Origin of the sequence: Klebsiella sp. JB_Kp031, from assembly GCF_040064295.1 — a bacterium.
In the GTDB taxonomy this organism is placed as follows: domain Bacteria; phylum Pseudomonadota; class Gammaproteobacteria; order Enterobacterales; family Enterobacteriaceae; genus Klebsiella; species Klebsiella quasipneumoniae.
The window spans coordinates 194,951-218,235 of record NZ_JBEAJW010000040.1 but is presented as its reverse complement, the minus strand read 5'-3'; the positions used below and the strand labels follow the sequence as shown (position 1 = coordinate 218,235).

The following is a 23,285-nucleotide window of genomic DNA, read 5'->3' as shown; positions in this document are numbered from 1 at the left end:
GACGATTTGTCGGCTTTACTCAGTTGAAATATATACATGCATATTAATGATTGTCGCTATTGCCTGGTCAGGGTTAAATTACATATACTTCATCGCTGCCCTGATAGCGCCTCATTGTTTATCAGAATTTTAATATTTCAATAACATTAGAATATCCATCTGTCATATTTATAAATACAGATGAAGATTTAAATCTGACAGAACAACCACAGCATATCAGCCTGCTTAAATTTTTCTCACGTGGCATAAACCAATGCCCTGTAGCTAATAAATTGATATGGAGTATTCATGAAAAAAATTATTCATTGGATGATTGCCGCAACGGTTGTCGGCGCGCTTGCCGGTTGCGCGCGTACCGCCCCTATTGATCAAGTCAATACGACTGTGAGTGCCGGTCATACTGCGGCGCAGGTGAAGGATGCGATTATCAAAGCGGGTGCGCAGCGCGAATGGATTATGTCTGATGCGGGCCCTGGCGTTATTAAAGGTCACTTACAAAATCGCGACCATGTTGCTGACATTAAAATTAACTACTCCGCAACAAGTTATTCTATTGTTTATGTCAGTAGTCTGAATCTAATGGCCGCCAACGGAAAAATTCATAGAAACTATAACCGTTGGGTACACAACCTCGATAAAGATATCCAGGTTACCCTGGCGGCAAACACCGCTATGCAACAATAAATATACATACGGGTCACTACTGACCCGTTTCGCCGATTATTTGTAATAAGGTTGTACCGAACGTGTACCAAAAGGATTCTCTCAGCGCACTTGATGCCATTACTGAAGCGCAGCGTATTGCTTTTGCCCCCATGCTCTTTCAAACCGCATTATGTCTACGCAACTCAGGTATTCTGGGTTATCTGGACCAACAAGGTAAACGCGGTGCAACGTTTGCAGCCATCAGTGAAATTTTCGACGGAAAAGAATATGCCGTTAGCGTTTTGCTCGATATGGGATTAAGCGGTCGTATCCTGACCTATAAAGAGGAACGCTACCACCTCTCTAAAATAGGACATTTCTTACTTCATGATCCGATGACGCGAGTAAATATGGATTTTACTCAAGACGTTTGTTATCAAGGATTATTCTTTCTGGAAAATGCGCTCCAGGAGGGAAAGCCTTCAGGATTAAAAGTTTTTGGTGAGTGGCCAACGATTTACCCTGCCTTGTCACAGCTACCACCCGCGGCGCGCAAAAGCTGGTTTGCCTTCGACCATTACTATTCCGATGGCGCCTTCACTGCAGCGCTGCCCTATGTATTCGCCAGCCAGCCCGCAAGGCTGTACGATGTAGGCGGTAATACCGGGAAATGGGCGCTACGCTGTTGCCAGTACGATGAAAATATCGCGGTCACGTTATTAGATTTACCGCAACAAATTGCACTGGCACGGGAAAATATAGAAAATGCTGGCCTTGCCCATCGCATCGATTTTCATGCTGTGGATATGCTGAGTGACGCCCCCCTACCCGGAGAAGCGGATATCTGGTGGATGAGTCAGTTCCTGGACTGTTTCTCGCCAGAACAAATCATCACCATACTCAGTAACGTGGCACAGGTCATGAAACCTGGCGCCCGCCTGTACATTCTGGAATTGTTCTGGGATGCGCAGAAATTTGAAGCAGCATCATTTAGTCTGAATGCGTCTTCACTCTATTTTACCTGTATGGCCAACGGCAACAGCCGTTTCTACAGCGTAGAGAAGTTTTACCGCTATCTTGAAATGGCGGGGTTCGAAGTAGAACAGCGTCACGATAATTTAGGCGTTGGGCATACCTTGTTGATATGCCACAAGAATAATTGATTGATCGCGGATGCGAGTGGATGACATTTTCATTTAACATTGTTGATTGGCAGGCCTTCGCGCCTGGCGTCAGTGGCCCCGAGCAATGGCAACGGTGGTCACAGCATTTGCACGCCATCGATCCCGCCGCGGCGCCACCCAAACTCAGCGAATTGCCGATGATGACCGCACGCCGACTCAGCTCGGGAAGTAAGCTGGCTGTGGAATGCGGTCTGGCTATGCTCCGTCGCCATGAAATCGATGCCGTTCTTTATACCAGCCGTCACGGCGAACTGGAGCGCAACTATCGGATCCTCCATGCGCTGGCTATGGCGCAAGCGATCTCGCCGACCGATTTCGCCTTATCGGTGCATAATTCCGCCGTGGGTAATCTGACGATTGCTGCAAAAAAAGCGATTATGTCGTCATCCCTTTCTGCCGGACGCGATACGTTTCAGCAGGGATTATACGAAGTGATGGGCCTGCTACAGGCGGGTTATCAGCGCGTGTTGATGGTTGATTTCGACGGTTTTCTCCCTGAGTTTTACCACGCTCAGTTGCCGCCAGGTATCACCACCTGGCCCTATGCGGCAGCCTGGGTGATTGAGCCCGGTCGCCAGTGGCAATGCCACGCCCAGCCTCATGCAGCCGTTGCTGAAAGTCCATTACCGCAAAGTTTACTGTTCTTGCAGTACTATTTGCAGAATGCCCGCACGTTCACGCTTCCCGGCGATCGCGTGCAATGGCAATGGAGCCGCGCATGAAGCCGTTTTTCCACCGGCTTAATCGGCTCTGGCGCGCAGCGATGACCGGTTTCTGCTTCGCACTGTTTGGCATTGGCGGCCTGCTGCTCTCGCTCATCTGGTTTAATCTGCTGCTGGTTTTGGTACGTAATAAAACCCGCCGACGCCGTATCGCGCGGCGCAGCATTTCCGTTAGCTTTCGCGTATTCCTCAGCGTGGTGAAAAGCGTCGGGGTTCTCGATTACCGTATCGATGGCCGCGATATTTTGCGCGCGGAGCGCGGTTGCCTGGTGGTCGCCAATCACCCCAGCCTTATTGACTACGTGATGCTGGCCTCGGTGATGCCGGAGACCGACTGCATGGTAAAAAGCGCGCTGCTGAAAAATCCATTCGTCAGCGGCGTGATCCGCGCCGCCGATTATCTGATTAACGATCAGGCCGATGCCCTGCTGCCGGCAAGCCGGCAGCGTTTACAGCAAGGCGATACGATTTTGATTTTCCCTGAAGGCACGCGCACCGTGCCGGGGAAAAAAATGCAGCTACAGCGGGGGGCGGCTAATATCGCGGTACGCTGTGGCAGCGATTTACGCATTGTCGTCATCCGCTGTACCGAGCATATGCTGGGTAAACAAAGCAAATGGTACGACGCGCCGCCAACTAAGCCGCGGTTTACCGTCGAGGTTGGAGAACGGCTGCCAATACATCAGTTTTATGATGCCAATAAACAAGAACCGGCGCTGGCCGCAAGACAGTTGAACCGTCATATTTTGCTTAAATTAGAAACAGGCACTCTCCCTGAAACAGGAATGAATGATGCAAGCGCTCTATCTTGAAATTAAAAATCTGATCATCAGTACCTTGAACCTGGACGAGCTGTCCGCTGATGATATCGACACCGACGCCGCGCTTTTTGGCGATGGTCTGGGCCTGGACTCAATTGATGCGCTGGAGCTGGGTCTGGCGGTGAAAAATCAGTACGGCGTGGTGCTGTCGGCTGAAAGTGAAGAGATGCGTCAGCATTTCTACTCTGTCGCCACGCTGGCGGCATTTATTCAAGCACAGCGCGCCTGAGGAGAGTGGTTATGAATGAACAACAAGCCATTTACGAAGAAATCTCCGCGCTGCTGGTGAACGTGTTTGAAATCGATCCGCAGGATATTACGCCTGAGGCCCGCCTGTACGAAGATCTCGAACTGGACAGTATCGACGCCATCGACATGATCGTCCATCTGCAAAAGAAAATTGGTAAGAAAATCAAGCCAGAAGAGTTCAAAACTGTCCGCACCGTGCAGGATGTGGTCGATGCGGTAGAACGCCTGTTCAAAGAAGAATAATTCACCGTGTCGGGCATTCGCTCACTGCCAGTTGTGCCATTGCTGACGGGCATATTGCTGCTGGCCTGGCCGTTTATAATCTGGTTCGGCCTCGCGCATAACAGCCTGCAAGGGTTGTTACCGCTCATGGCGCTGATGTTGTTTTTACGCTTTCGTCAGACCCGGCGACGGGCGGGAGCGCTGAGCGTGGTCACTCAGATTGTGGCGGTGGCCGGCATGACGCTATGTATTGCCAGCTACCTGCTGAAAACCCATCAGTTACTGCTATTTTACCCGGTGGTGGTGAACAGCGTGATGCTGGCGGTGTTTGGCGGTTCGCTATGGTCCACGATGCCGATAATCGAGCGTCTGGCGCGACTGCGTGAACCGGATCTTCCGGAGCGGGCTGTACGCTATACCCGGCGCGTCACCCAAATCTGGTGCGCCTTTTTCATCATTAACGGTGGCATTGCGCTTTTTACCGCGCTGTATAGCGATCTGTCCCTGTGGACGGCGTGGAACGGCATGATTTCCTATCTGCTGATGGGCACGCTCATGGCCGGCGAGTGGCTGGTGCGCCAGCGGGTGATAAAACGAGATAAACCATGAAGCAGCCTCTCCCGTTGGACCAGTGGCTCAGCGCCGCGCGTTCGCCGGAAACGCCGATCGCCTGGCAGGACACGCACCTCTGGACGCTTGCACATCTGCGCCATGATGTCGCCCACCTGCTCACGCACTTGCGTCAGCAGCCAGCCATGCGCTGGGCGTTGTGCATTGAAAATAGCTACTTGTTTATCGTCGCTCTGCTGGCAACCCTGCATGCCGGCAAAACGCCGGTCCTTCCCGGCCACGGCCGTATTTCGCTGTTAAATGAGCAGAAGGCGCTGTTTGACGGCATTCTCAGCGATAAAGCGCTGGCATGGGATGGCGCGCTGGTGATTGTCGAGTCCACGATGGCGGTAACGAGCGGCCAGATGCATTTTCCCGCGCCAGGCAAAGAGGCTTGCATTGAATTATTCACCTCCGGTTCCACCGGTCAACCGAAGCGAATTTGCAAACCGATCGGATCGCTCGACCGCGAGGCGGCGCTGTTATCCGCCTGCTATGCCGGGCGTCTGGCAGGCTGTCGGGTGGTGGCATCCGTAGCGCCGCAGCATCTGTATGGCCTGACGTTTCGACTGTTCTTGCCAATGGCGTTGGGTTTACCGCTTCACGCGGACATGCTGGAGTACACCGAGCAGTTAACGGCGTTAAGCCGGAAGCATCGCTATCTGTTTATTAGTAGTCCGGCCTTCCTCAAACGTCTCGACCACCGGCTTACCCCTCCGCCGATCGAAATGATCGTGTCCGCAGGCGGCAAGCTGCTTTGGCAGGATGCCGTGCAAACCGCCCGCTGGTGCAATACCTGGCCGGATGAAATATACGGCAGTACGGAAAGCGGCGTCATCGCCTGCCGCCAGCGCGTGCAGGATGAGGCGCCATGGCAACCGTTTCCCGGCATCCGCTTTCAGCCAGAAGGCGATGCGTTCCGCCTCTTTTCTCCGCTTATTACCGATAACCGCGGCCAGCTGCTCGAGGATATTTTGCATTTTCGCGAGAGTGGCCACTTCCATTTGGCAGGCCGTCGGGATCGCGTGGTCAAAATTGAAGAGAAGCGCATATCGCTGAGCGAAGTGGAGCAGCGCCTGCTGGAACTTGAAGGCATCATTGATGCCGCCGTGTTACCCATCACCCGCGGCAGCCGTCAGAGTATTGGCGTATTGCTGGTGCTGGATAACCATGCCCGCCAGCGCTGGGGAAAAAGCCAGGAGACTCGTTGGCGAAAAGCACTGCGCTCTCTGCTGGAACCGGTCGCCATTCCCCGCTACTGGCGGGTTATCGACGAGATCCCCGTCAATAGTATGAACAAGCGTGTCTACGCGCAGTTACAGGAGTTATTTCATGCAGCCCCATGAAATTGAGCGCCGTCAGCCACAAGCCGATCGGGTTGAAATCATTTTATCGGTGGATCCGGCGTTATTCTGGTTTCGCGGCCACTTTGCCGTTCAGCCCTTGTTGCCAGGCGTCGCGCAGATTGACTGGGCGATGCATTACGCCACCACCTTGCTGGCGCCCGGCTGGCGCTTTCACGATATTCACAATGTGAAATTCCAGTCGCCGCTCCTGCCGGGGGCGATCGTGACGCTCACTCTCAGCTGGCAGGAAGCGCGTCAGCTCATCACCTTCAGCTATCAGCGCCACGATGGCGAAACACGACATACCGCCAGCAGCGGGAAGATTCGCTTATGTCGCTAACCTTTTCCCCCTGCGTGGTGATCCCGTGCTATAACCACGGCGCGATGATGTCGCGGGTGCTGGCGCGCCTGCAGCCGTTTGATCTTCCCTGTATCGTGGTGGACGACGGGAGCGACAGTCGCACACAGCTGGAGCTGGAGCGACTGGCGCTGGAAACCCCGGATCTGACGTTGATCCGCTTAGCGCAGAACGCCGGAAAAGGCGCCGCGGTCATCTGCGGATTACAGGCCGCAGCGCAAGCCGGGTTCAGCCACGCGGTGCAGGTCGATGCCGATGGGCAGCACGCCATCGAAGATATTCCGCAGCTGCTGGCGCTGGCGCAGAAGCATCCCGAGGCGCTGATCTCCGGCCAGCCGGTTTACGACGACTCAATCCCGCGCTCGCGCCTGTACGGACGCTGGATCACCCACGTCTGGGTATGGATTGAAACGCTATCGCTGCAGCTAAAAGACAGCATGTGCGGCTTTCGCGTCTATCCGCTGGCGCCGACGCTGCAGCTGGCTAAGCGCGTGCCCCTCGGCAAGCGGATGGATTTTGATACCGAAGTGATGGTGCGCCTCTACTGGCAGGGGAACACCAGCTACTTTGTCCCGACCCGCGTGACCTATCCGCCGGACGGTTTGTCGCATTTCGATGCCCTCAGAGATAACTGCCGCATCTCGTTGATGCATACCCGACTGTTCCTCGGCATGTTGCCGCGGATCCCCTCGCTGCTGTTTCGCCGCGCTTCGCCGCACTGGGCGCGCCAGAAGGAGGTTAAAGGCTTATGGGGCATGCGCCTGATGCTGTTGGTGTGGCGGCTGTTGGGACGACACGCGTTTTCGCTGCTGCTCTACCCGGTGGTCGGCGTCTACTGGCTAACGGCCAGCACCGCGCGCCGCGCTTCACAAAACTGGCTTACCCGCGTGCGCGACCAGTTAGCCGCTCGTCAGCTGCCGGAGCCGGGCGAACTCAGTAGCTATCGTCACTTCCTGCGCTTTGGCAACGCGATGCTGGATAAAATCGCCAGCTGGCGCGGCGAACTGCAGTTTGGTCGCGATGTGGTGTTTGCCGCAGGTGCCGAAGAGACGCTCAATATCGACGATCCGCGCGGCAAACTACTGCTGGCCTCACATCTCGGCGATGTTGAAGCCTGCCGTGCGCTGGCGCAGCTGCAGGGCAGCAAGACCATCAACGCGCTGGTGTTCAGCGACAATGCCCAACGCTTTAAGCAGATTATGGCGGAGATGGCCCCGCAGGCCGGACTCAACCTGCTGCCGGTCACCGATATCGGCCCGGAGACCGCCATGCTGCTGCAGGAAAAACTGGATCGCGGAGAATGGATCGCCATTGTCGGCGATCGTATTGCGGTCAATCCGCAGCGCGGCGGCGAGTGGCGCGTCTGCTGGAGCCGTTTTATGGGGCAACCGGCCCCCTTCCCGCAGGGGCCCTTTATCCTCGCGGCTATTTTGCGCTGCCCGGTCAATTTGATGTTCGCTCTGCGTCAGCAGGGCAAGCTGCGCATTTACTGTGAGCCGTTCGCTGACCCGCTGCCGCTGCCGCGCGCCAATCGCCAGCAGGCACTGCAACATATCATCGATCGCTACGCCGAACGGCTGGAATATTACGCGCTGCAGTCGCCGCTCGACTGGTTTAACTTTTTCGATTTCTGGCGTTTGCCGGAGCCCAAAGATAAGGAGTAAAGGGTGCTTAACGATCCCCGTTTTACTGCTGAAGTAGAGCTAACCATTCCCTTTCACGACGTCGATATGATGGGCGTCGTCTGGCATGGCAACTATTTCCGCTACTTCGAAATTGCCCGCGAGGCGCTGCTTAACCAGTTCAACTACGGCTACCGGCAGATGAAAGCCTCCGGCTATCTGTGGCCGGTGGTGGATACCCGCGTGAAGTACCGGGACGTTATCACCTTCGAGCAGCGTATTCGCGTCCGCGCGCGTCTGGAAGAGTTCGAAAACCGCCTGCGCATTGGCTATGAAATTTTTGCCGCCGAGAGCGGCAAACGCACCACCACCGGCTACACCATCCAGGTCGCGGTGGACGAAAAAAGCGGCGAGATGTGTTTTGTCAGCCCGCAAGTTCTGTTTGAACGCATGGGGGTCACGCCATGAGATTGCTGCTGTTGGTGGGACTGTTCATCAGTCCGTTGGTTAGCGCCCTGACGCTCGATGACCTGCAAAAACAATTTAGCGAACAGCCGGTGGTGCGCGCCCACTTCGATCAAACCCGCACCATAAAGGATCTTCCGCAGCCGCTGCGATCCCAGGGGCGGATGTTGATCGCCCGCGACCAGGGCTTGCTGTGGGATCAAACCTCACCGTTCCCGATGCAACTGCTGCTGGATGACAAACGGATGGTGCAGGCGATTAACGGCCAGCCGCCGCAGACCGTCACCGCCGAAAACAACCCGCAGATGTTCCAGTTCAACCATCTGCTGCGCGCGCTGTTCCAGGCCGATCGTAACGTGCTGGAGGAGAACTTCCGCGTGGAATTCGCCGATAAAGGCGACGGGCAATGGACGCTGCGCCTGACGCCTGTCACCACGCCGCTGGATAAGATTTTCGCCAGCATCGATCTCGCCGGAAAAACCTACCTGGAGCATATTCAACTCAACGATAAACAAGGCGATCGCACCGATATCGCCCTTTCCCAACATCAACTGACGCCAGCGCAACTGACCGATGACGAACGCCAACGCTTTGCCGCCCAGTAAACGTCCTGCGCTGATCTGGGGCGTCGTCTGCCTGATACTGGCGGGCGCGCTGCTGGCGCTGTTGCCGCAGGCCCGGCTCAACAGCAGCGTGCTGGCGATGCTGCCCAAACAGACGCTCGGCGCGATCCCCCCGGCGCTGAACGACGGCTTTATGCAGCGTCTGGATCGCCAGCTGGTCTGGCTGGTCAGCCCCGGTAAACAGGCCGACCCGCAGGTGGCTCGCGACTGGCTGCGGTTGCTGCAAACCTCAGACGCGCTGGCCGAGGTCAAAGGCCCAATGGATGCCGCCAGTCAGCAGGCCTGGGGAACGTTTTTCTGGCAACATCGCAATGCGTTAATCGACCCCGCCACCCGCGCACGTCTGCAGGAGGGCGGCGAAGCGCAGGCCCAGTGGATCCTTTCGCAGCTCTATTCGGCGTTTTCCGGGGTCAGCGGTAAAGAGTTACAAAACGACCCGCTGATGCTGATGCGCGGCTCACAGCTGGCGATGGCGAATAGCGGCCAGCGGATGCAGCTGCAGGACGGGTGGCTGACCAGCAAAGACGCGCAAGGTAACGTCTGGTATCTGCTGCACGGCGAGCTGACGGGTTCGTCGTTCGATATGCGACAGACGCACCGCCTGGTGACCACCCTCGCGCAGCTTGAAAAGGAATTAAAAGCGCGCCACCCGCAGGCGCAGCTGCTGTCGCGCGGCACCGTATTTTACAGTGATTACGCCAGCCAGCAGGCGAAGCGCGATATCTCCACTCTCGGCGCGGCGACCCTGTTCGGCGTCATCCTGTTGATCGTGGCCGTGTTCCGCTCGCTGCGTCCGCTGCTGTTATGCGCGATCTCTATCGCTATCGGCGCACTGGCCGGCACCGTTGCCACGCTGCTGCTGTTTGGCGAGCTGCATCTGATGACCCTGGTGATGAGCATGAGCATTATTGGCATTTCCGCAGATTACACGCTCTATTACCTGACCGAACGGATGGTCCATGGCGCAGCGGCTTCACCGTGGCAAAGCCTTGTTAAAGTTCTGAAAGCGCTGCTGCTGGCGCTGCTTACCACCGTGGCGGCTTATTTAATCATGATGCTGGCCCCCTTCCCGGCCATTCGCCAGATGGCGCTATTTGCGGCCGTGGGGCTAAGCGCCTCATGCCTGACGGTGATTTTCTGGCAGCCATGGCTGTGCCATGGGCTCCCGGTGCGTCCCGTCCCAGCGATGGTGCTGATGTCGCGCTGGCTCGCGGCATGGCGGCGTAACAAAAAACTCGCCATCGGTCTGCCGGTGGTTCTGGCCATTTTCTCCCTGACGGGGCTCGCTCTCCTGCGGGTGGATGACGATATCTCACAGCTGCAGGCGCTGCCGCAGAATATCCTCTCCCAGGAGCATGCCATCACCGCGCTCACTGGCCAAAGCGTCGATCAAAAGTGGTTCGTGGTTTACGGCGACACGGCGCAACAAACGCTGCAGCGGCTTGAAGCCTTTATGCCCGCACTGGCTAAAGCGCAAACCGACGGTATGCTTGGCGGGTATCGCGCCATTCCGCTCAATTCACTGGCCCGCCAGCAGCAGGATCTGGCCCTGCTGAAGCAGGCGGCGCCGGCCGTCGGCCAGGCGCTGAATAACGCCGGACTCACCGCTGTTCACCCCGACCTGCGGCCGATGCCGGTGACAGTCGGCGACTGGCTTGCCAGTCCGGCCAGCGAAGGCTGGCGGCTGCTATGGCTGACGCTGCCGGATGGCGAAAGCGGCGTACTGGTGCCAGTGAGCGGGGTGAAAGATAGCGCGGCGCTGAAGGCGCTCAGCACAACCCAGACTGGCGTGGCGTGGGTCGATCGTAAAAGCGATTTCGACCAGCTTTTCGCGCTCTACCGTCATATTTTAACCGGGCTGCTCGGCGTTGCGCTGGCGGTGATTGCCTGCGGCGCCGCTATCCGCCTTGGCTGGCGCAAGGGCTTAATAAGCCTGGTGCCGTCGGTATTGTCGCTGGGATGCGGCCTGGGGGCGTTGGCGCTCACCGGCCACGCCGTTAACCTGTTCTCCTTACTGGCGCTGGTGCTGGTACTTGGGATTGGCATCAACTACACCCTGTTTTTCAGCAACCCGCGCGGCACGCCGCTGACATCGCTGCTGGCGGTTACCCTGGCGATGATGACCACCTTATTAACGCTTGGCATGCTGGTGTTTAGCGCCACCCAGGCCATCAGCAGCTTTGGCACTGTCCTGGTCAGCGGTATTTTCACCGCTTTCCTGCTGTCGCCACTGGCGATGCCGAGCAAAAAAGAGAAAAAAAGACGATGAGAAGACCATCATTCTGGCGAGCCTTCGCGCTCTTCGCCGCCTTATTGCTGGCCGGCTGCAGTCATTCGCCGCCGGAGCCGCAAGGCCGTCCGCAGGCGTGGCTGGAGCCGGGTACGCGCGTCACGCTGCCGCCGCCGGGCATCTCGCCGGCCATCAGTTCCCAGCAGTTATTGACCGGCCGCTTCAACGGCCAAACCCAGTCGCTGCTGGTGCTGCTCAATGCCGATGATAAAAAGCTCACGCTGGCGGGCCTGTCGTCCGTCGGTATCCGCCTGTTCCTGGTGACCTATGATCAACAAGGGCTGCGCGCGGAACAGTCGATGGTGATCCCGCAACTGCCGCCCGCCAGCCAGGTGCTGGCCGATGTGATGCTCAGCCACTGGCCGCTTAGCGCATGGCTGCCGCAGCTGCCGAAAGGCTGGACGCTAACCGACCGCGGCGACAAACGCGAACTGCGTAACGCGCGCGGAAAACTGGTCACCGACATCACCTATATCAACCGCAAAGGCAAGCGCGTGCCGATTAGCATCGAGCAGCACGTCTTTAAATACCACATCACCATTCAATACCTGGGTGACTGAGATGATCTTCATTTCTGCTGTCGGCATGATTAACGCCCTGGGACGCGATAATGATGAAATCGCCGCCAATCTGGCCCGCGGTATAGCGCCCGGCATGCGCCCGCGTGAAGGGTGGTTACAGGGGCATCCGCAGGCGATTTTCGCGGGGGTGGACGGCGAACTACCCGCCATTCCCGATACCTTTCGCGACCATCGTTCGCGCAATAATCAGCTGCTGCTGGCGGCGCTGGCGCAGATCCAGCCGCAGGTGGATCGCGCCATCGCCCGCTATGGCCGGGCTCGGGTCGCCGTGGTGTTGGGCACCAGTACGTCAGGGCTGGATGAAGGCGACGTACACGTTAATTTGACGCTTAACGGCAAGGCGAGCGAGGCCTGGCGCTACCCACAGCAGGAGCTGGGCGACCCGTCGCGTTTTCTCAGCCGCTGGCTGGCGCTGGATGGTCCGACATATACCCTGTCAACCGCCTGCTCCTCCAGCGCGCGGGCGATAATCAGCGGACGGCGGCTCATTGAGGCGGGACTGGCGGATGTGGCGATCGTCGGCGGCGCGGATACCCTTAGCCGGATGCCCATCAACGGCTTTCACAGCCTGGAGTCGCTCTCCACGACGCAGTGCCAGCCGTTTAGCCGCGACCGCTGCGGGATCACCATCGGCGAAGGGGCGGCGCTGATGCTGCTGACCCGCGAGCCGCAGCCCATCGCGCTGCTGGGTATCGGCGAATCCAGCGACGCCTGGCATATTTCCGCCCCGCATCCCCAAGGAGAAGGGGCGATGCGCGCCATTCAGCAGGCGCTGGACGACGCGGGCATCATGCCGGAGCAGGTGGGTTACATTAACCTGCACGGCACCGCTACGCGGCTTAACGACCAGATAGAAGCCCGGGTGATCAACGCGCTGTTTGGCGAAAGGGTGCCCTGTAGTTCCACCAAACATCTGACCGGACATACGCTGGGTGCGGCGGGGATCACCGAGGCCGCCATCGGCATGCTGATCCTGCAGCGCAATCTGTTGTTACCGGCACAGGATTTCAGTCAGTCTCCGCAGGATGACACGCTACCGCCGTGCGGGCTCATTGAACATCCGCAGCCGCTGTCGCGGCCAGTTATCCTGTCGAACTCTTTTGCCTTTGGCGGCAATAACACCAGCATCCTGCTCGGGAGAATGTCATGAGCCACTTTTTATCACCCGGCAGTTACCTGCCGCACGACGCGCCGATGCTGCTGCTGGAGGAGGTCGAGGCGGTGACTGCCGACACCGCCACCTGCCGCGTCGCGGTCTCACCCGGCAGCGTTCTGGCGCCATTTCTCGATACCAACGGCGATCTTCCCGGCTGGTTCGCCCTTGAATTAATGGCGCAGACCGTCGGCGTCTGGTCCGGCTGGCACCGCCAGCAGCAAGGACAAACATCGCTCGCTTTAGGCATGGTGCTGGGCGCGCGCGAACTGGTTTGCGCGGCCGGGAGCCTGCCGGGCGGAAAGACGCTGTCCATCAGCGTGAAGCTCTTGATGCAGGATGAACGTTTCGGCAGCTTCGAAGGCACCATTATGGTGGACGATGACGTCCTGGCCAGCGGGCGGGTCAACACCTTCCAGCCCACAACAGAAGAACTTAGCACTTTATTTCAACAAGGAGCGTCAGAATGAGTCGTTCAGTTTTGGTTACCGGCGCCAGCAAAGGCATCGGTCGCGCTATCGCCTGCCAGCTGGCAGCGGACGGTTTTGTGGTGGGCGTCCACTATCATCGCGACCGCGCGGGGGCGCAACAGACGCTGGAGGCGATAACCGCCGCCGGCGGCGACGGCCGGCTGCTGAGTTTTGACGTCGCCGATCGTCAGCAATGCCGCGAGGTACTGGAGCAGGATATGGCCGACCATGGCGCGTGGTATGGCATTGTCAGCAACGCCGGCATCGCCCGCGACGGCGCCTTCCCGGCGCTTGGCGATGACGACTGGGACGACGTGATCCACACCAACCTCGACAGTTTTTATAACGTCATTCATCCCTGCATCATGCCGATGATTAGCGCGCGCCAGGGCGGACGTATCATCACCCTCTCCTCGGTTTCCGGCGTCATGGGCAACCGCGGCCAGGTCAACTACAGCGCCGCCAAGGCGGGCATTATCGGCGCCACCAAAGCGCTGGCGATAGAACTGGCAAAACGCAAAATCACCGTTAACTGTATTGCGCCGGGTCTTATCGACACCGGGATGATTGACATGGAAGAGCACGCGCTGAAAGAGGCGATGACCATGATCCCGATGAAACGCATGGGTCAGGTCGACGAGGTGGCCGGGCTTGCCAGCTATTTAATGTCGGATATCGCGGGCTACGTCACCCGCCAGGTCATTTCCATCAACGGGGGGATGCTATGATACGCCGGGTGGTCATTACAGGGATGGGCGGGGTGACCGCGTTTGGCGAAAACTGGCAGGATGTCGCCACCAGGCTGCGGGAATATAAAAATGCGGTGCGTAAGATGCCTGAATGGCTGGCGTATGACGGACTGCATACGCTGCTGGGGGCGCCAATCGACGATTTCACCCTGCCGGAGCATTATACCCGCAAGCGTATCCGCGCGATGGGGCGGGTATCGCGACTCTCCACCCGCGCCACTGAGCTCGCGCTGGAGCAGGCCGGGCTTATCGGCGACACCGTGCTGACCAACGGCCAAACCGGCATCGCTTACGGCTCGTCAACCGGTAGTACCGGTCCGGTGAGCGAGTTCGCCACCATGTTGACGGAGAAACATACCAACAATATCACCGGCACTACCTATGTGCAGATGATGCCGCATACTACCGCGGTGAATACCGGATTATTCTTCGGTCTGCGGGGGCGCGTGATCCCCACCTCCAGCGCCTGCACCTCCGGCAGCCAGGCGATTGGCTACGCCTGGGAAGCCATTCGCCATGGTTACCAAACGGTGATGGTGGCCGGCGGGGCCGAGGAGCTCTGCCCTTCGGAAGCCGCGGTATTCGATACCCTCTTCGCCACCAGCCAACGCAATGACGAACCGGCCCTCACCCCCTCTCCGTTCGATGAACAGCGAGATGGTCTGGTGATTGGCGAAGGCGCCGGCACGCTGATCCTTGAAGATCTCGAGCATGCCAAAGCGCGCGGCGCAACCATCTACGGTGAAATCGTCGGGTTCGCCACTAACTGCGATGCGGCCCATATTACCCAGCCGCAGCGCGAAACCATGCAGATCTGCATGGAACAATCGCTAAACATGGCGGGCTTAAGCCCCCGGGATATCGGCTATATTTCGGCCCACGGCACCGCCACCGATCGCGGCGATATCGCGGAAAGCCAGGCAACGGCGGCCGTTTACGGCGACAGCGTGCCGATCTCTTCGCTGAAAAGCTATTTCGGCCATACGCTTGGCGCTTGCGGGGCGTTAGAAGCGTGGATGAGCCTGCAGATGATGCGCGAAGGCTGGTTTGCGCCAACGCTGAATCTCCATAAACCGGACGCCAACTGTGGCGAACTGGATTACATCATGGGGGAAAAGCGCAAACTTGAGTGTGAATTCCTGCAGAGCAACAACTTCGCCTTCGGCGGCATTAACACCTCAATCATTATTCGACGCTGGTCTTGAAATGTATCAGCTTTTTCTGGGTAAGATCTCCGCCCTTAGCGCCCTGCCGTTACCGCCTGCGTTGATGGCACAGGCGCCGGACGGACCGCGACGAGCCAGCTGGCTTGCCGGCCGCGCGCTGCTGGCGCAGGCGGCTGCCCCGCTGACGGATATTCAGCTTGGCGAACAGGGCAAGCCTGCCTTCCCCGTCGCGCGCGGGCTGTGGTTTAACCTTAGCCACAGCGGCGACGATATTGCCCTGCTGCTCAGCGATAAAGGCGAGGTGGGTTGCGACATCGAAGTGATTCGCCCGCGCGAAGGCTGGCGCCGCCTGGCTAACGCGCTGTTCAGCGAAAGCGAGCACCAGGAACTGGCGCAGGCTTCGCCAGCGCAGCAGCTCACGGTCTTCTGGCGTATCTGGACGCGCAAAGAGGCGCTGGTGAAACAGCGCGGCGGCAGCGCCTGGCAGATGGCCTCCGTTGACAGCGCCTGTCACGGCCCGCTGTCGCTCAGCCAGATTCTGCACGATGGGTTAAGTATTGCGGTCTGTACGCCGACGCCGTTCACGCTGACGGACGCGCGCATTCAACATTTCAGCGGCGCGGTTTAAGCGATCAAAAGATGATGGCGGAAAAGCCGCTCGCCTTTCGGAATATTGGCAGCCAGCGAACCGCTACACTTATCAGGCGCGACTCACAAAAGGAATACCTATGTCCCCTCCGCAGGCTGATAAAGCCGGGCTCCATATTTTACTTAAGCTGGCGGCGCTGGTGATTATCCTCGCCGGGATCCACGCCGCCGCCGATATTCTGGTGCAGCTCCTGCTGGCGCTGTTTTTCGCTATCGTCCTCAACCCGCTGGTCACCTGGTGCATTCGCCGCGGCGTGCGGCGTCCGTTCGCCATTACCCTTGTGGTGACGGCAATGCTGGTGATGCTCACCGCGCTGCTTGGCGTGCTGGCGGCGTCGCTCAATGACTTTGTCGCCATGCTGCCCGATTTCAACCGCGCCCTGACGCGTAAGATCGTCCAGCTCCAGGAGTATCTCCCCTTTCTCAACCTGCATATCAATCCGGAGCGCATGCTGCGGCGCATGGATTCAGAACGGCTGATGACCTGGGCCACGACGCTGATGACCCAGCTTTCCGGGGCGATGGCCAGCATTGTGCTGCTGGTGATGACGGTGATCTTTATGCTGTTTGAGGTTCGCCACCTGCCCTACAAACTGCGTTTTGCCCTCAATAACCCTCGCCTGCATATCGCCGGGCTGCACCGGGCGCTGAAAGGCGTTACCCACTATCTGGCGCTGAAAACGCTAATCAGCCTTTGGACCGGGCTGATTGTCTGGCTGGGGCTGCTGGCGATGGGGGTGCAGTTCGCGCTGATGTGGGGGGTGCTGGCGTTCCTGCTGAACTATGTGCCGAATATCGGCTCCGCCATCTCCGCCATCCCACCCATGCTGCAGGCGCTGCTGTTCAGCGGCATCTATGAGTGCCTGCTGGTCGGGGCGCTGTTTCTGGTGGTGCATATGGTGCTGGGCAACATGGTGGAGCCGCGCATGATGGGCCACCGGCTGGGGATGTCGACCCTGGTGGTGTTCCTGTCGCTGCTGGTCTGGGGCTGGCTGCTGGGGCCGGTGGGAATGCTGCTCTCGGTGCCGTTAACCAGCGTCTGTAAAATCTGGATGGAGACCACCGTCGGGGGCAGCAAGCTGGCGATCCTGCTCGGCCCGGGGCGTCCCAAAAGCCGGCTCCCCGGCTAGCGGCGTTTCACCGGCCAGAAGATGGTCAATACGCCGGCGACGATAATCGCCACGCCCAGCAGCGATTGCCAGTAGAACGGCTCATGCCAGCCGGGCAGCCAGATGGCGGCAGCCCACACCAGGATATAGCTCAGGCTCAACAGTGCATACGCTTTTGATAACGGTAGACGGTGGAGGGCAAAGTACCAGCAGACCATCGACAACAGGTAGCCCAGCAGGCCGAAAAACAGGCCGAAGGTACCAGGCTCGAAATGCAGCAGATGCTGGAGAAAGGCCAGAATATCGGTCAGCGGCGGCAAGGCCACCATGGCGCTGCGCAGCAGCAGCTGCGCGGCGCTGACAAGGCCGACGCTGAATAATGCCCAGAGAAAGCCCATCAAACGCTGGTCCCCAGAATGACAATGCCCACGACGATCAACCCGACGCCAAACCAGTGGCGGCGAGCGACCGGCTCATGCCAGATGCCCCAGCCCGCGAGGGTGACCCAGACGAAGTTCAGGCTCAGCATCGGATAGGCGATGCTTACCGGAATAGACTGCAGGACGCTCAGCCACAGCAGCATGCCGCAGCCGAGGCATAGCAGCGCCATCCCCAGCCAGAAGAGTATATGGCGACTCCGCCGTCCGCGACGGGACGGGCGGGTCGCCTGTTTCTGGCACAGCTGTCCGGCGCAGCTCAGCAGGCTGGCGAAAACCAGACAGATCCAGACGCTCATTGCGGCAGGTACTGAAGGAAGACCACCCGACCCAGCTCATAGGCGTTATCGGGTTTCGGTAACGGTAAGTCGACCATACTCTCTCCTTTATCCATCAACAGCACCAGCGAGACCGGCCCCTGCTGACGGTGCGTGGCCAACCAGTCGGCAAACCCGGCCTGGCTGACAAAGCTTCCCTGAGCGTCCGGCCAGTCGAGACCGTACTTCAGCTCACCCTGTTTGTCGAACATAATAATATCGCTTCGCTTCAGCTCCCAGGCCAGGCCGCCGGCGATCCCGACGTTGTTCGTCAGGACGTAACGGCTGGGCTGCAGGGATTCGCTGACGATATCCACGAGGAACTGCGGCTGTTTGCTGTCGATAACCCGGTCCGGAATGGCGAAGCCCACCAGCAGCGCCAGGCCAAGCGGGCAAAGCGCCGCCAGGCTCCAACGGCGGCCAGCGTCTTTCATCGCCAGCCAGCCCATCAGCGCCCAGACGGCGAAGGCGATGGCCGCCAGCAGACATTTATACAGCTCAATCTTGGTCCACACCGGCTTGTGCATCACGCCCCAGGGCGAAACTACCAGCACGGCGATCAGCCCCAGCAGGCCAAAGCCCAGGTTGATCATCCCGTTGATGCGCAGCGCTTTCGCGCCGGTCTTCGCCGCCTCCAGCGCGTAGCGAGCCATCAGGATCGACAGCGGCGCAAAGCACGGCAGGATATAGGTCGGCAGTTTGCCTTTTGCAATACTGAAGAACAGGAGCGGCATCGCCACCCAACCGAGCAGATACAGCGCGCCGCGGGCCTCATCGCGCTCACGCCAGCCGCGCTTCAGCGCCCCTGGCAGCAGGGCCAGCCACGGCAGGCTGCCGGCAATCAGGAACGGGATGTAGTACCAGAACGGCGCTTTGTGCTGGGCGTCTTTTTCGGCGAAACGCTGAATATGCTCGACCCAGAAGAAGTAGCGCCAGAAGTCCGGCTCGCGCTGGGCGATAGCCAGCCCCCAGGGCAGCACCACCAGCGTACAGACGACCACCGCCAGCCAACCGTAGGTCAGCACTTCACGCCAGCGTTTACGGGCGATCACCCATGGCAGAACGCCCACCACCGGCACCGCCAGCGCAAGGAAACCTTTGGTCATCACCCCCATACCGCAGGCGACGCCCAACAGCACGTAACCCAGTATTTTGCCGCCGCGGCTCTGCGCCTGCGTCGCGCCCCAGAAGCTGCACATCGCCAACGCCAGCCACAGGGTGATCATCGGATCCAGTACCGCATAGGTACCAATCGCATACACCAGCATCGCGGTGAGAAAAATCACTGGCGACAGGACGGCTACCCGCTTATCGCGAAAGATGCGCCACGCCAGCCAGGCCACCAGCACGGCGGTCATGGTGATGGCGAAGACCGACCCGAAGCGTACGCCGAAGTTATTATGGCCAAACAGCCACTGGCCGACACTGTTGATCCAGTAACCGGCAATCGGCTTTTCGAAGTAGCGCAGCCCGAGAAAATGCGGCACCACCCAGTCGCCGGTGGCCAGCATTTCACGGCTGATCTCCGCATAGCGTGTTTCATCGGGTTGCCAGAGCAAACGGAAATTGAGCGGCAGCAGGTAATACAGCGCAAACAGCGCAATCAGAGAGACGCCATAGCGAATGCTTTTCATCAAACACCCGAAGTCAGTAATTGTTCACGTCCGAGCCAGCCTTCCCGGCCAGCCAGTTCACCCCGAACCACTTTGCCGGACGGCAGCTCGCTAAAGTCAGCGGGCAGCAGCTGGCTCAGTGGGCAAAACTGAATTTCTTCTTCCGCCGCCATGGTCAGCAGTTCATCGAACTGATCGGCGTAGGCAATACCTTCCACTTCGGCGTGAATGGTATAGACCGGCACGCCCGGGTCGCGATGGATGCAATCCAGCAGGTAGCGGTTAAAGCCGGCGATATCCACCGCCGTGCCCACCGCCTCGTCCCAGGTCGGCAGCGTGACCGGGATCTGCACCGTACCGGAGACGCCGCTGCCGAGCTGGGGCAGAAACGGCCGCGTGCCGCGACAGTCACTGTTATAAAGGAAATCAAAGGATTCTTTGGCTTTCACCACCCGCTGATCGGCGCGCCAGCCGGCAACGGCCGAACAGGTGACCGGGCGGCCGATGATGCGCTCGAGCTCCAGCAGGCCACGCTCGACCTCCAGCGTCAGCCGTTCCTGCGGCCAGACGCCGCTCCACGCCTGCCAGCTGTAATGATCCCAGGCGTGCAGGCCCACTTCATGAGACTCGGCGGTCGCGCGGATCACCGCTTCGTTCCCCGCGCCGATGCGGCGTCCCGGCCACGCGGTGCCGGCCAGCAGAATATCCCAGCCGTACAGCGAAGCCGCTCTGGAACGCAGCATCTTCCACAGAAACTTCGGTTTTACCAGGCGCCACAGGTGGCGCCCCATATTGTCCGGCCCGACGCTGAAGAAGAAGCTTGCCTGGATCCCGTGCTGGCCCAGCAGGTCCAGCAGCCGCGGAACACCGTCCCGCGTCCCGCGAAAAGTATCGACATCTATGCGTAAGCCGACCTGTTTCATGGATGTTTAGCGTCCACCAGTTCTACCGTGCGCAGGAAGAAGTCCAGCGTATGCTCAACGGTCTCTTCCATCTCCACCTTCGGCTCCCAGTTCAGGCAGCGTTTGGCGTTGCGGATGCTCGGTTTGCGATGCTCAACGTCCTGATAGCCCTTGCCGTAGTAGTCGCTGCTTTCCACTTCGCGGAAGCCGGCAAACGGCGGGAAGCGATCGCGCAGCGGATGGCGTTCGAAGCAGGCCAGCAGCATCTCCGCCAGCTCTTTGATGCTCGCTTCGTTATCCGGATTGCCGATGTTGATGATCTGCCCGTCGCAGCGGCCGTCTTTGTTCTCAATGATGCGGAACAGCGCTTCGATACCGTCGCTGATGTCGGTGAAGCAGCGCTTCTGCTTACCGCCTTCGATGAGCTTGATCGGCGAGCCTTCCACCAGGTTGAGGATCAACTGGGTGATGGCGCGGGAGCTGCCGATACGCGCGGCGTTGAGGTTATCCAGACGCGGCCCCATCCAGTTGAACGGACGGAACAGAGTGAACTTCAGGCCATTCTTATCGCCGTAGGCCCAGATCACGCGGTCCAGCAGCTGCTTGGAGACCGAGTAGATCCAGCGCTGTTTGTTGATCGGCCCGACCACCAGATTGGAAGTGTCTTCGTCGAAGTTTTTATCAGTGCACATGCCGTACACTTCCGAGGTCGACGGGAAGATGATGCGCTTATTGTATTTCACGCAGTCGCGGATGATCTTCAGGTTCTCTTCGAAATCCAGCTCGAACACGCGCAGCGGGTTGCGGGTGTACTCGATAGGGGTGGCGATGGCCACCAGCGGCAGCACCACGTCGCATTTCTTAATGTGATATTCGATCCACTCGGAGTGAATGCTGATATCGCCTTCCACAAAGTGGAAACGCGGGCAGTCGAGGAAACGGCTGATGGCGTCGGAGCCGATATCCAGGCCGTAAATCTCATAGTTGTCGTCCTGCAGCAGGCGTTCGGTCAGATGGTTACCGATAAAGCCATTGACGCCGAGGATCAGCACCCGGGTGCGACGCTTAACCGCCACCACCGGTTTGCTGCTGATCACCGCCCCGGACACCAGGCCCAGCCCCTGCGCCAGCTGGGCGCCCTGCATGTACACCCCGCGTTCGGTCTGACCGGTGACAATCTCCAGCGCCCCCTCCTGGCACGCCACGATCAGCGGCGCAACGGAGATAACGGTACCCGGCTTAGCTGCCGGCAGATCATGACGGACGCGGGATTTCCAGACGATAAACTTGTTCGCGCCGGCGTAGCCGAAGGCGCCCGGCCACGGATCGGAGACGGCGCGCACCAGATTGTGCAGGGTCTGCGCCGACTGCTCCCAGTCGAGGCGGCCATCTTCCGGGGTACGACGCCCCACATAGGTCGCCTGGCTGTGATCCTGCGGACGTTCATCGGTGGTTCCGGCGAGGATCGCCGGCAGCGCCTGGCCCAGCAGCCCGGTGGCGGCGGCGCACAGCTTGCGGTGCAGCGTCAGGGCGGCGTCATCCGGGCCAATCGCCACGGCCTGCTGGGCGACGATATCCCCCGCGTCGGCGCGGTTCACCATCCGGTGCAGGGTGACGCCGGTTTCGCTTTCGCCATTGACCAGCACCCAGTTCAGCGGCGCGCGGCCGCGATATTTCGGCAGCAGCGAACCGTGTAGGTTAAACGCCCCTTTCGGCGCAAGACTGAGGATCTCATCGCCCAGCAGGTTGCGGTAGTAGAAGGAGAACAGCACGTCCGGCTTCATCTCGCGGATACGCTCAATCCACAGCGGATGGTTCACGTCTTCCGGCGCCCACACCGGAATGCCCTGCTCGGCGGCAAGGCGCGCCACGGAGCCAAAGAAATGGTTTTCGCCAGGGTTATCCGGGTGGGTGAAAATAGCAGCGATATCATACCCGGCGTCCAGCAGAGCCTGGATACCGGTGCAGCCCATATCGTGATAAGCGAAGACTACGGCTTTCATGAACGATCTTCCTCTTTAGATGCCGTTTCCGGCTGGCGAACAACACGTTGAATAAAGTAGCGGGGACGCGCGCGCACGTCGTTATAGATGCGTCCGATATACTCCCCGAGCAGGCCCATCCCGATAAACTGAGCGCCGATGAACATAAACAGCACGGCGAAGAGCATAAATACCCCTTCCGCCGCCCACTGCGGGCCAAAGGCCAGACGCAGCACCACCAGCATCAGGCCAAAGGCGAAGCCCAGCAGGGCTATCACGCTGCCGAAAATGCTGAGCAGACGCAGCGGCGTGGTGGTCAGACAGGTCACCAGGTCGTACATCAGGTTGATCAGGCGCATAAAGCTGTATTTGGAGTCGCCGAATTCGCGCTCGGCGTGCATCACCGGGATCTCCACCGCGCGCCGGGCGAAGGTATTCGCCAGGATCGGGATAAAGGTGCTGCGCTCATGGCAGTTGAGCATGGCGTCGATGATATGGCGGCGGTAAGCGCGCAGCATGCAGCCGTAGTCGCCCATCGCTTTGCCGGTGGTGCGCTGGATCAGGCGGTTGATCATCTTCGACGCGGTTTTGCGGAAGATGCTGTCCTGACGGTTCTGGCGAACGGTGCCCACCACGTCGTAGCCTTCATCCGCCTTCTCTACCAACCGCGGGATCTCTTCCGGCGGGTTTTGCAGGTCGGCGTCAAGCGTAATGATTAAATCGCCGGTTACATGGCTGAAACCGGCCATGATCGCCGAGTGCTGCCCGTAGTTACGGTTTAACAGCACGGCGACGACGTGACTGCCTTCCGCCTCGGCAGCTTCGGTGAGCATGCGCGCGGAATCGTCGCTGCTGCCATCGTCGATCAGCAGAATTTCATATTGCCGCCCCAGCGTGGCGCAGGCGGTATCCGTACGACGAAGCAGCTCCGGCAGGCTATCCTGTTCGTTATAAACCGGAATAACCACCGAGACCTTCTTCACGGGAGGGTAAGTAAGCATA

26 protein-coding genes are annotated in these 23,285 nt (G+C 59.2%); 20 read left to right on the top strand and 6 right to left on the bottom strand.

Annotated elements, in window-relative coordinates; all coding sequences use genetic code 11:
• Window positions 1-288 precede the first annotated feature (288 nt).
• The 20 genes from ABLV64_RS20800 to ABLV64_RS20705 all read left to right on the top strand — a co-directional run bounded on the left by ABLV64_RS20800 (window position 289) and on the right by ABLV64_RS20705 (window position 17,053).
• Window positions 289-684 (top strand): hypothetical protein, encoded by a 396-nt coding sequence (locus ABLV64_RS20800; RefSeq protein WP_202024460.1) that lies wholly within the window; start codon window positions 289-291, stop codon window positions 682-684.
• A 62-nt stretch (window positions 685-746) separates the two neighbouring features.
• Window positions 747-1,808 (top strand): class I SAM-dependent methyltransferase, encoded by a 1,062-nt coding sequence (locus ABLV64_RS20795; protein WP_032454260.1) that lies wholly within the window; start codon window positions 747-749, stop codon window positions 1,806-1,808.
• Between the two features lie 20 nt (window positions 1,809-1,828).
• Window positions 1,829-2,551 (top strand): beta-ketoacyl synthase chain length factor, encoded by a 723-nt coding sequence (locus ABLV64_RS20790; RefSeq protein ID WP_049004443.1) that lies wholly within the window; start codon window positions 1,829-1,831, stop codon window positions 2,549-2,551.
• Complete coding sequence (locus ABLV64_RS20785) at window positions 2,530-3,363, top strand: lysophospholipid acyltransferase family protein (protein ID WP_171879206.1); 834 nt, start codon at window positions 2,530-2,532, stop codon at window positions 3,361-3,363. The genes ABLV64_RS20790 and ABLV64_RS20785 overlap by 22 nt, the downstream gene beginning before the upstream one ends.
• A complete protein-coding gene (locus ABLV64_RS20780) occupies window positions 3,344-3,601 on the top strand; it encodes a phosphopantetheine-binding protein (protein WP_023291243.1) in 258 nt (85 codons plus the stop codon). Before ABLV64_RS20785 ends, ABLV64_RS20780 begins: the two co-directional genes overlap by 20 nt.
• 11 nt (window positions 3,602-3,612) lie before the next feature.
• Complete coding sequence (locus tag ABLV64_RS20775; protein ID WP_023291244.1) at window positions 3,613-3,864, top strand: acyl carrier protein; 252 nt, start codon at window positions 3,613-3,615, stop codon at window positions 3,862-3,864.
• A 6-nt stretch (window positions 3,865-3,870) separates the two neighbouring features.
• Window positions 3,871-4,452 (top strand): hypothetical protein, encoded by a 582-nt coding sequence (locus ABLV64_RS20770; protein WP_348842973.1) that lies wholly within the window; start codon window positions 3,871-3,873, stop codon window positions 4,450-4,452.
• Window positions 4,449-5,798 carry an AMP-binding protein gene (locus ABLV64_RS20765; RefSeq protein ID WP_102005147.1) on the top strand — a complete coding sequence of 450 codons (1,350 nt, stop codon included), beginning with the start codon at window positions 4,449-4,451 and terminating at the stop codon, window positions 5,796-5,798. Before ABLV64_RS20770 ends, ABLV64_RS20765 begins: the two co-directional genes overlap by 4 nt.
• Window positions 5,785-6,138: a beta-hydroxyacyl-ACP dehydratase gene (locus ABLV64_RS20760; RefSeq protein ID WP_023291247.1), complete on the top strand. Its 354-nt coding sequence runs from the start codon at window positions 5,785-5,787 to the stop codon at window positions 6,136-6,138. The genes ABLV64_RS20765 and ABLV64_RS20760 overlap by 14 nt, the downstream gene beginning before the upstream one ends.
• A complete protein-coding gene (locus tag ABLV64_RS20755; RefSeq protein WP_049004440.1) occupies window positions 6,129-7,820 on the top strand; it encodes a glycosyltransferase in 1,692 nt (563 codons plus the stop codon). The genes ABLV64_RS20760 and ABLV64_RS20755 overlap by 10 nt, the downstream gene beginning before the upstream one ends.
• A 3-nt stretch (window positions 7,821-7,823) precedes the next feature.
• Window positions 7,824-8,246, top strand: coding sequence for a thioesterase family protein (locus tag ABLV64_RS20750; RefSeq protein ID WP_032454265.1), 423 nt, complete (start codon window positions 7,824-7,826; stop codon window positions 8,244-8,246).
• On the top strand, window positions 8,243-8,848 hold the full coding sequence (locus tag ABLV64_RS20745; RefSeq protein WP_048298519.1) for an outer membrane lipoprotein carrier protein LolA: 606 nt from the start codon (window positions 8,243-8,245) through the stop codon (window positions 8,846-8,848). Before ABLV64_RS20750 ends, ABLV64_RS20745 begins: the two co-directional genes overlap by 4 nt.
• Window positions 8,817-11,135, top strand: a complete 2,319-nt coding sequence (locus tag ABLV64_RS20740; RefSeq protein ID WP_348842972.1) for an MMPL family transporter — start codon at window positions 8,817-8,819, stop codon at window positions 11,133-11,135. Before ABLV64_RS20745 ends, ABLV64_RS20740 begins: the two co-directional genes overlap by 32 nt.
• Complete coding sequence (locus ABLV64_RS20735) at window positions 11,132-11,716, top strand: DUF3261 domain-containing protein (RefSeq protein WP_023291252.1); 585 nt, start codon at window positions 11,132-11,134, stop codon at window positions 11,714-11,716. Before ABLV64_RS20740 ends, ABLV64_RS20735 begins: the two co-directional genes overlap by 4 nt.
• Before the next feature lies 1 nt (window position 11,717).
• On the top strand, window positions 11,718-12,887 hold the full coding sequence (locus tag ABLV64_RS20730; RefSeq protein ID WP_049004438.1) for a beta-ketoacyl-[acyl-carrier-protein] synthase family protein: 1,170 nt from the start codon (window positions 11,718-11,720) through the stop codon (window positions 12,885-12,887).
• Window positions 12,884-13,360 (top strand): 3-hydroxy-fatty acyl-ACP dehydratase, encoded by a 477-nt coding sequence (locus tag ABLV64_RS20725; protein ID WP_032454951.1) that lies wholly within the window; start codon window positions 12,884-12,886, stop codon window positions 13,358-13,360. Before ABLV64_RS20730 ends, ABLV64_RS20725 begins: the two co-directional genes overlap by 4 nt.
• Entirely contained in the window at window positions 13,357-14,088 is a 732-nt protein-coding gene (locus tag ABLV64_RS20720; protein ID WP_200982109.1) for a 3-ketoacyl-ACP reductase FabG2, read from the top strand. The genes ABLV64_RS20725 and ABLV64_RS20720 overlap by 4 nt, the downstream gene beginning before the upstream one ends.
• Window positions 14,085-15,314, top strand: a complete 1,230-nt coding sequence (locus ABLV64_RS20715; protein WP_049004437.1) for a beta-ketoacyl-ACP synthase — start codon at window positions 14,085-14,087, stop codon at window positions 15,312-15,314. Before ABLV64_RS20720 ends, ABLV64_RS20715 begins: the two co-directional genes overlap by 4 nt.
• Before the next feature lies 1 nt (window position 15,315).
• A complete protein-coding gene (acpT, locus tag ABLV64_RS20710) occupies window positions 15,316-15,903 on the top strand; it encodes a 4'-phosphopantetheinyl transferase AcpT (protein ID WP_065883199.1) in 588 nt (195 codons plus the stop codon).
• Between the two features lie 100 nt (window positions 15,904-16,003).
• Window positions 16,004-17,053 (top strand): AI-2E family transporter, encoded by a 1,050-nt coding sequence (locus ABLV64_RS20705; RefSeq protein WP_017899986.1) that lies wholly within the window; start codon window positions 16,004-16,006, stop codon window positions 17,051-17,053.
• Here the strand turns inward: ABLV64_RS20705 and arnF are convergent.
• Genes arnF through arnC form a run of 6 tightly spaced genes read right to left on the bottom strand, consistent with a single transcriptional unit; the run spans window position 17,050 to window position 23,284 of the window.
• Entirely contained in the window at window positions 17,050-17,430 is a 381-nt protein-coding gene (gene arnF, locus ABLV64_RS20700; protein ID WP_023319275.1) for a 4-amino-4-deoxy-L-arabinose-phosphoundecaprenol flippase subunit ArnF, read from the bottom strand. The two genes, ABLV64_RS20705 and arnF, sit on opposite strands and share 4 nt — an antisense overlap.
• Window positions 17,430-17,768: a 4-amino-4-deoxy-L-arabinose-phosphoundecaprenol flippase subunit ArnE gene (gene arnE / locus ABLV64_RS20695; protein ID WP_004202083.1), complete on the bottom strand. Its 339-nt coding sequence runs from the start codon at window positions 17,766-17,768 to the stop codon at window positions 17,430-17,432. The genes arnF and arnE overlap by 1 nt, the downstream gene beginning before the upstream one ends.
• Window positions 17,765-19,420: a lipid IV(A) 4-amino-4-deoxy-L-arabinosyltransferase gene (gene arnT, locus ABLV64_RS20690; RefSeq protein WP_032456697.1), complete on the bottom strand. Its 1,656-nt coding sequence runs from the start codon at window positions 19,418-19,420 to the stop codon at window positions 17,765-17,767. Before arnT ends, arnE begins: the two co-directional genes overlap by 4 nt.
• Window positions 19,420-20,322: a 4-deoxy-4-formamido-L-arabinose-phosphoundecaprenol deformylase gene (gene arnD / locus ABLV64_RS20685; protein ID WP_004202080.1), complete on the bottom strand. Its 903-nt coding sequence runs from the start codon at window positions 20,320-20,322 to the stop codon at window positions 19,420-19,422. The genes arnT and arnD overlap by 1 nt, the downstream gene beginning before the upstream one ends.
• Window positions 20,319-22,304 (bottom strand): bifunctional UDP-4-amino-4-deoxy-L-arabinose formyltransferase/UDP-glucuronic acid oxidase ArnA, encoded by a 1,986-nt coding sequence (arnA, locus tag ABLV64_RS20680; RefSeq protein ID WP_151629238.1) that lies wholly within the window; start codon window positions 22,302-22,304, stop codon window positions 20,319-20,321. The genes arnD and arnA overlap by 4 nt, the downstream gene beginning before the upstream one ends.
• Window positions 22,301-23,284, bottom strand: a complete 984-nt coding sequence (arnC, locus tag ABLV64_RS20675) for an undecaprenyl-phosphate 4-deoxy-4-formamido-L-arabinose transferase (protein ID WP_004202077.1) — start codon at window positions 23,282-23,284, stop codon at window positions 22,301-22,303. Before arnC ends, arnA begins: the two co-directional genes overlap by 4 nt.
• Window position 23,285 lies beyond the last annotated feature (1 nt).

What these genes read in the sequence shown, in the direction of transcription:
- arnT (WP_032456697.1), bottom strand. Translation starts at nt 19,420, where the DNA reads ATGAAAAGCATTCGCTATGGCGTCTCTCTGATTGCGCTGTTTGCGCTG.
- ABLV64_RS20780 (WP_023291243.1), top strand. Translation starts at nt 3,344, where the DNA reads ATGCAAGCGCTCTATCTTGAAATTAAAAATCTGATCATCAGTACCTTG.
- ABLV64_RS20745 (WP_048298519.1), top strand. Translation starts at nt 8,243, where the DNA reads ATGAGATTGCTGCTGTTGGTGGGACTGTTCATCAGTCCGTTGGTTAGC.
- ABLV64_RS20730 (WP_049004438.1), top strand. Translation starts at nt 11,718, where the DNA reads ATGATCTTCATTTCTGCTGTCGGCATGATTAACGCCCTGGGACGCGAT.
- ABLV64_RS20765 (WP_102005147.1), top strand. Translation starts at nt 4,449, where the DNA reads ATGAAGCAGCCTCTCCCGTTGGACCAGTGGCTCAGCGCCGCGCGTTCG.
- ABLV64_RS20705 (WP_017899986.1), top strand. Translation starts at nt 16,004, where the DNA reads ATGTCCCCTCCGCAGGCTGATAAAGCCGGGCTCCATATTTTACTTAAG.
- ABLV64_RS20760 (WP_023291247.1), top strand. Translation starts at nt 5,785, where the DNA reads ATGCAGCCCCATGAAATTGAGCGCCGTCAGCCACAAGCCGATCGGGTT.
- arnE (WP_004202083.1), bottom strand. Translation starts at nt 17,768, where the DNA reads ATGAGCGTCTGGATCTGTCTGGTTTTCGCCAGCCTGCTGAGCTGCGCC.
- arnD (WP_004202080.1), bottom strand. Translation starts at nt 20,322, where the DNA reads ATGAAACAGGTCGGCTTACGCATAGATGTCGATACTTTTCGCGGGACG.
- ABLV64_RS20720 (WP_200982109.1), top strand. Translation starts at nt 13,357, where the DNA reads ATGAGTCGTTCAGTTTTGGTTACCGGCGCCAGCAAAGGCATCGGTCGC.
- arnA (WP_151629238.1), bottom strand. Translation starts at nt 22,304, where the DNA reads ATGAAAGCCGTAGTCTTCGCTTATCACGATATGGGCTGCACCGGTATC.
- ABLV64_RS20715 (WP_049004437.1), top strand. Translation starts at nt 14,085, where the DNA reads ATGATACGCCGGGTGGTCATTACAGGGATGGGCGGGGTGACCGCGTTT.
- ABLV64_RS20800 (WP_202024460.1), top strand. Translation starts at nt 289, where the DNA reads ATGAAAAAAATTATTCATTGGATGATTGCCGCAACGGTTGTCGGCGCG.
- ABLV64_RS20785 (WP_171879206.1), top strand. Translation starts at nt 2,530, where the DNA reads ATGGCAATGGAGCCGCGCATGAAGCCGTTTTTCCACCGGCTTAATCGG.
- arnC (WP_004202077.1), bottom strand. Translation starts at nt 23,284, where the DNA reads ATGCTTACTTACCCTCCCGTGAAGAAGGTCTCGGTGGTTATTCCGGTT.
- ABLV64_RS20790 (WP_049004443.1), top strand. Translation starts at nt 1,829, where the DNA reads ATGACATTTTCATTTAACATTGTTGATTGGCAGGCCTTCGCGCCTGGC.
- ABLV64_RS20725 (WP_032454951.1), top strand. Translation starts at nt 12,884, where the DNA reads ATGAGCCACTTTTTATCACCCGGCAGTTACCTGCCGCACGACGCGCCG.
- ABLV64_RS20755 (WP_049004440.1), top strand. Translation starts at nt 6,129, where the DNA reads ATGTCGCTAACCTTTTCCCCCTGCGTGGTGATCCCGTGCTATAACCAC.
- arnF (WP_023319275.1), bottom strand. Translation starts at nt 17,430, where the DNA reads ATGGGCTTTCTCTGGGCATTATTCAGCGTCGGCCTTGTCAGCGCCGCG.
- acpT (WP_065883199.1), top strand. Translation starts at nt 15,316, where the DNA reads ATGTATCAGCTTTTTCTGGGTAAGATCTCCGCCCTTAGCGCCCTGCCG.
- ABLV64_RS20740 (WP_348842972.1), top strand. Translation starts at nt 8,817, where the DNA reads ATGACGAACGCCAACGCTTTGCCGCCCAGTAAACGTCCTGCGCTGATC.
- ABLV64_RS20735 (WP_023291252.1), top strand. Translation starts at nt 11,132, where the DNA reads ATGAGAAGACCATCATTCTGGCGAGCCTTCGCGCTCTTCGCCGCCTTA.
- ABLV64_RS20775 (WP_023291244.1), top strand. Translation starts at nt 3,613, where the DNA reads ATGAATGAACAACAAGCCATTTACGAAGAAATCTCCGCGCTGCTGGTG.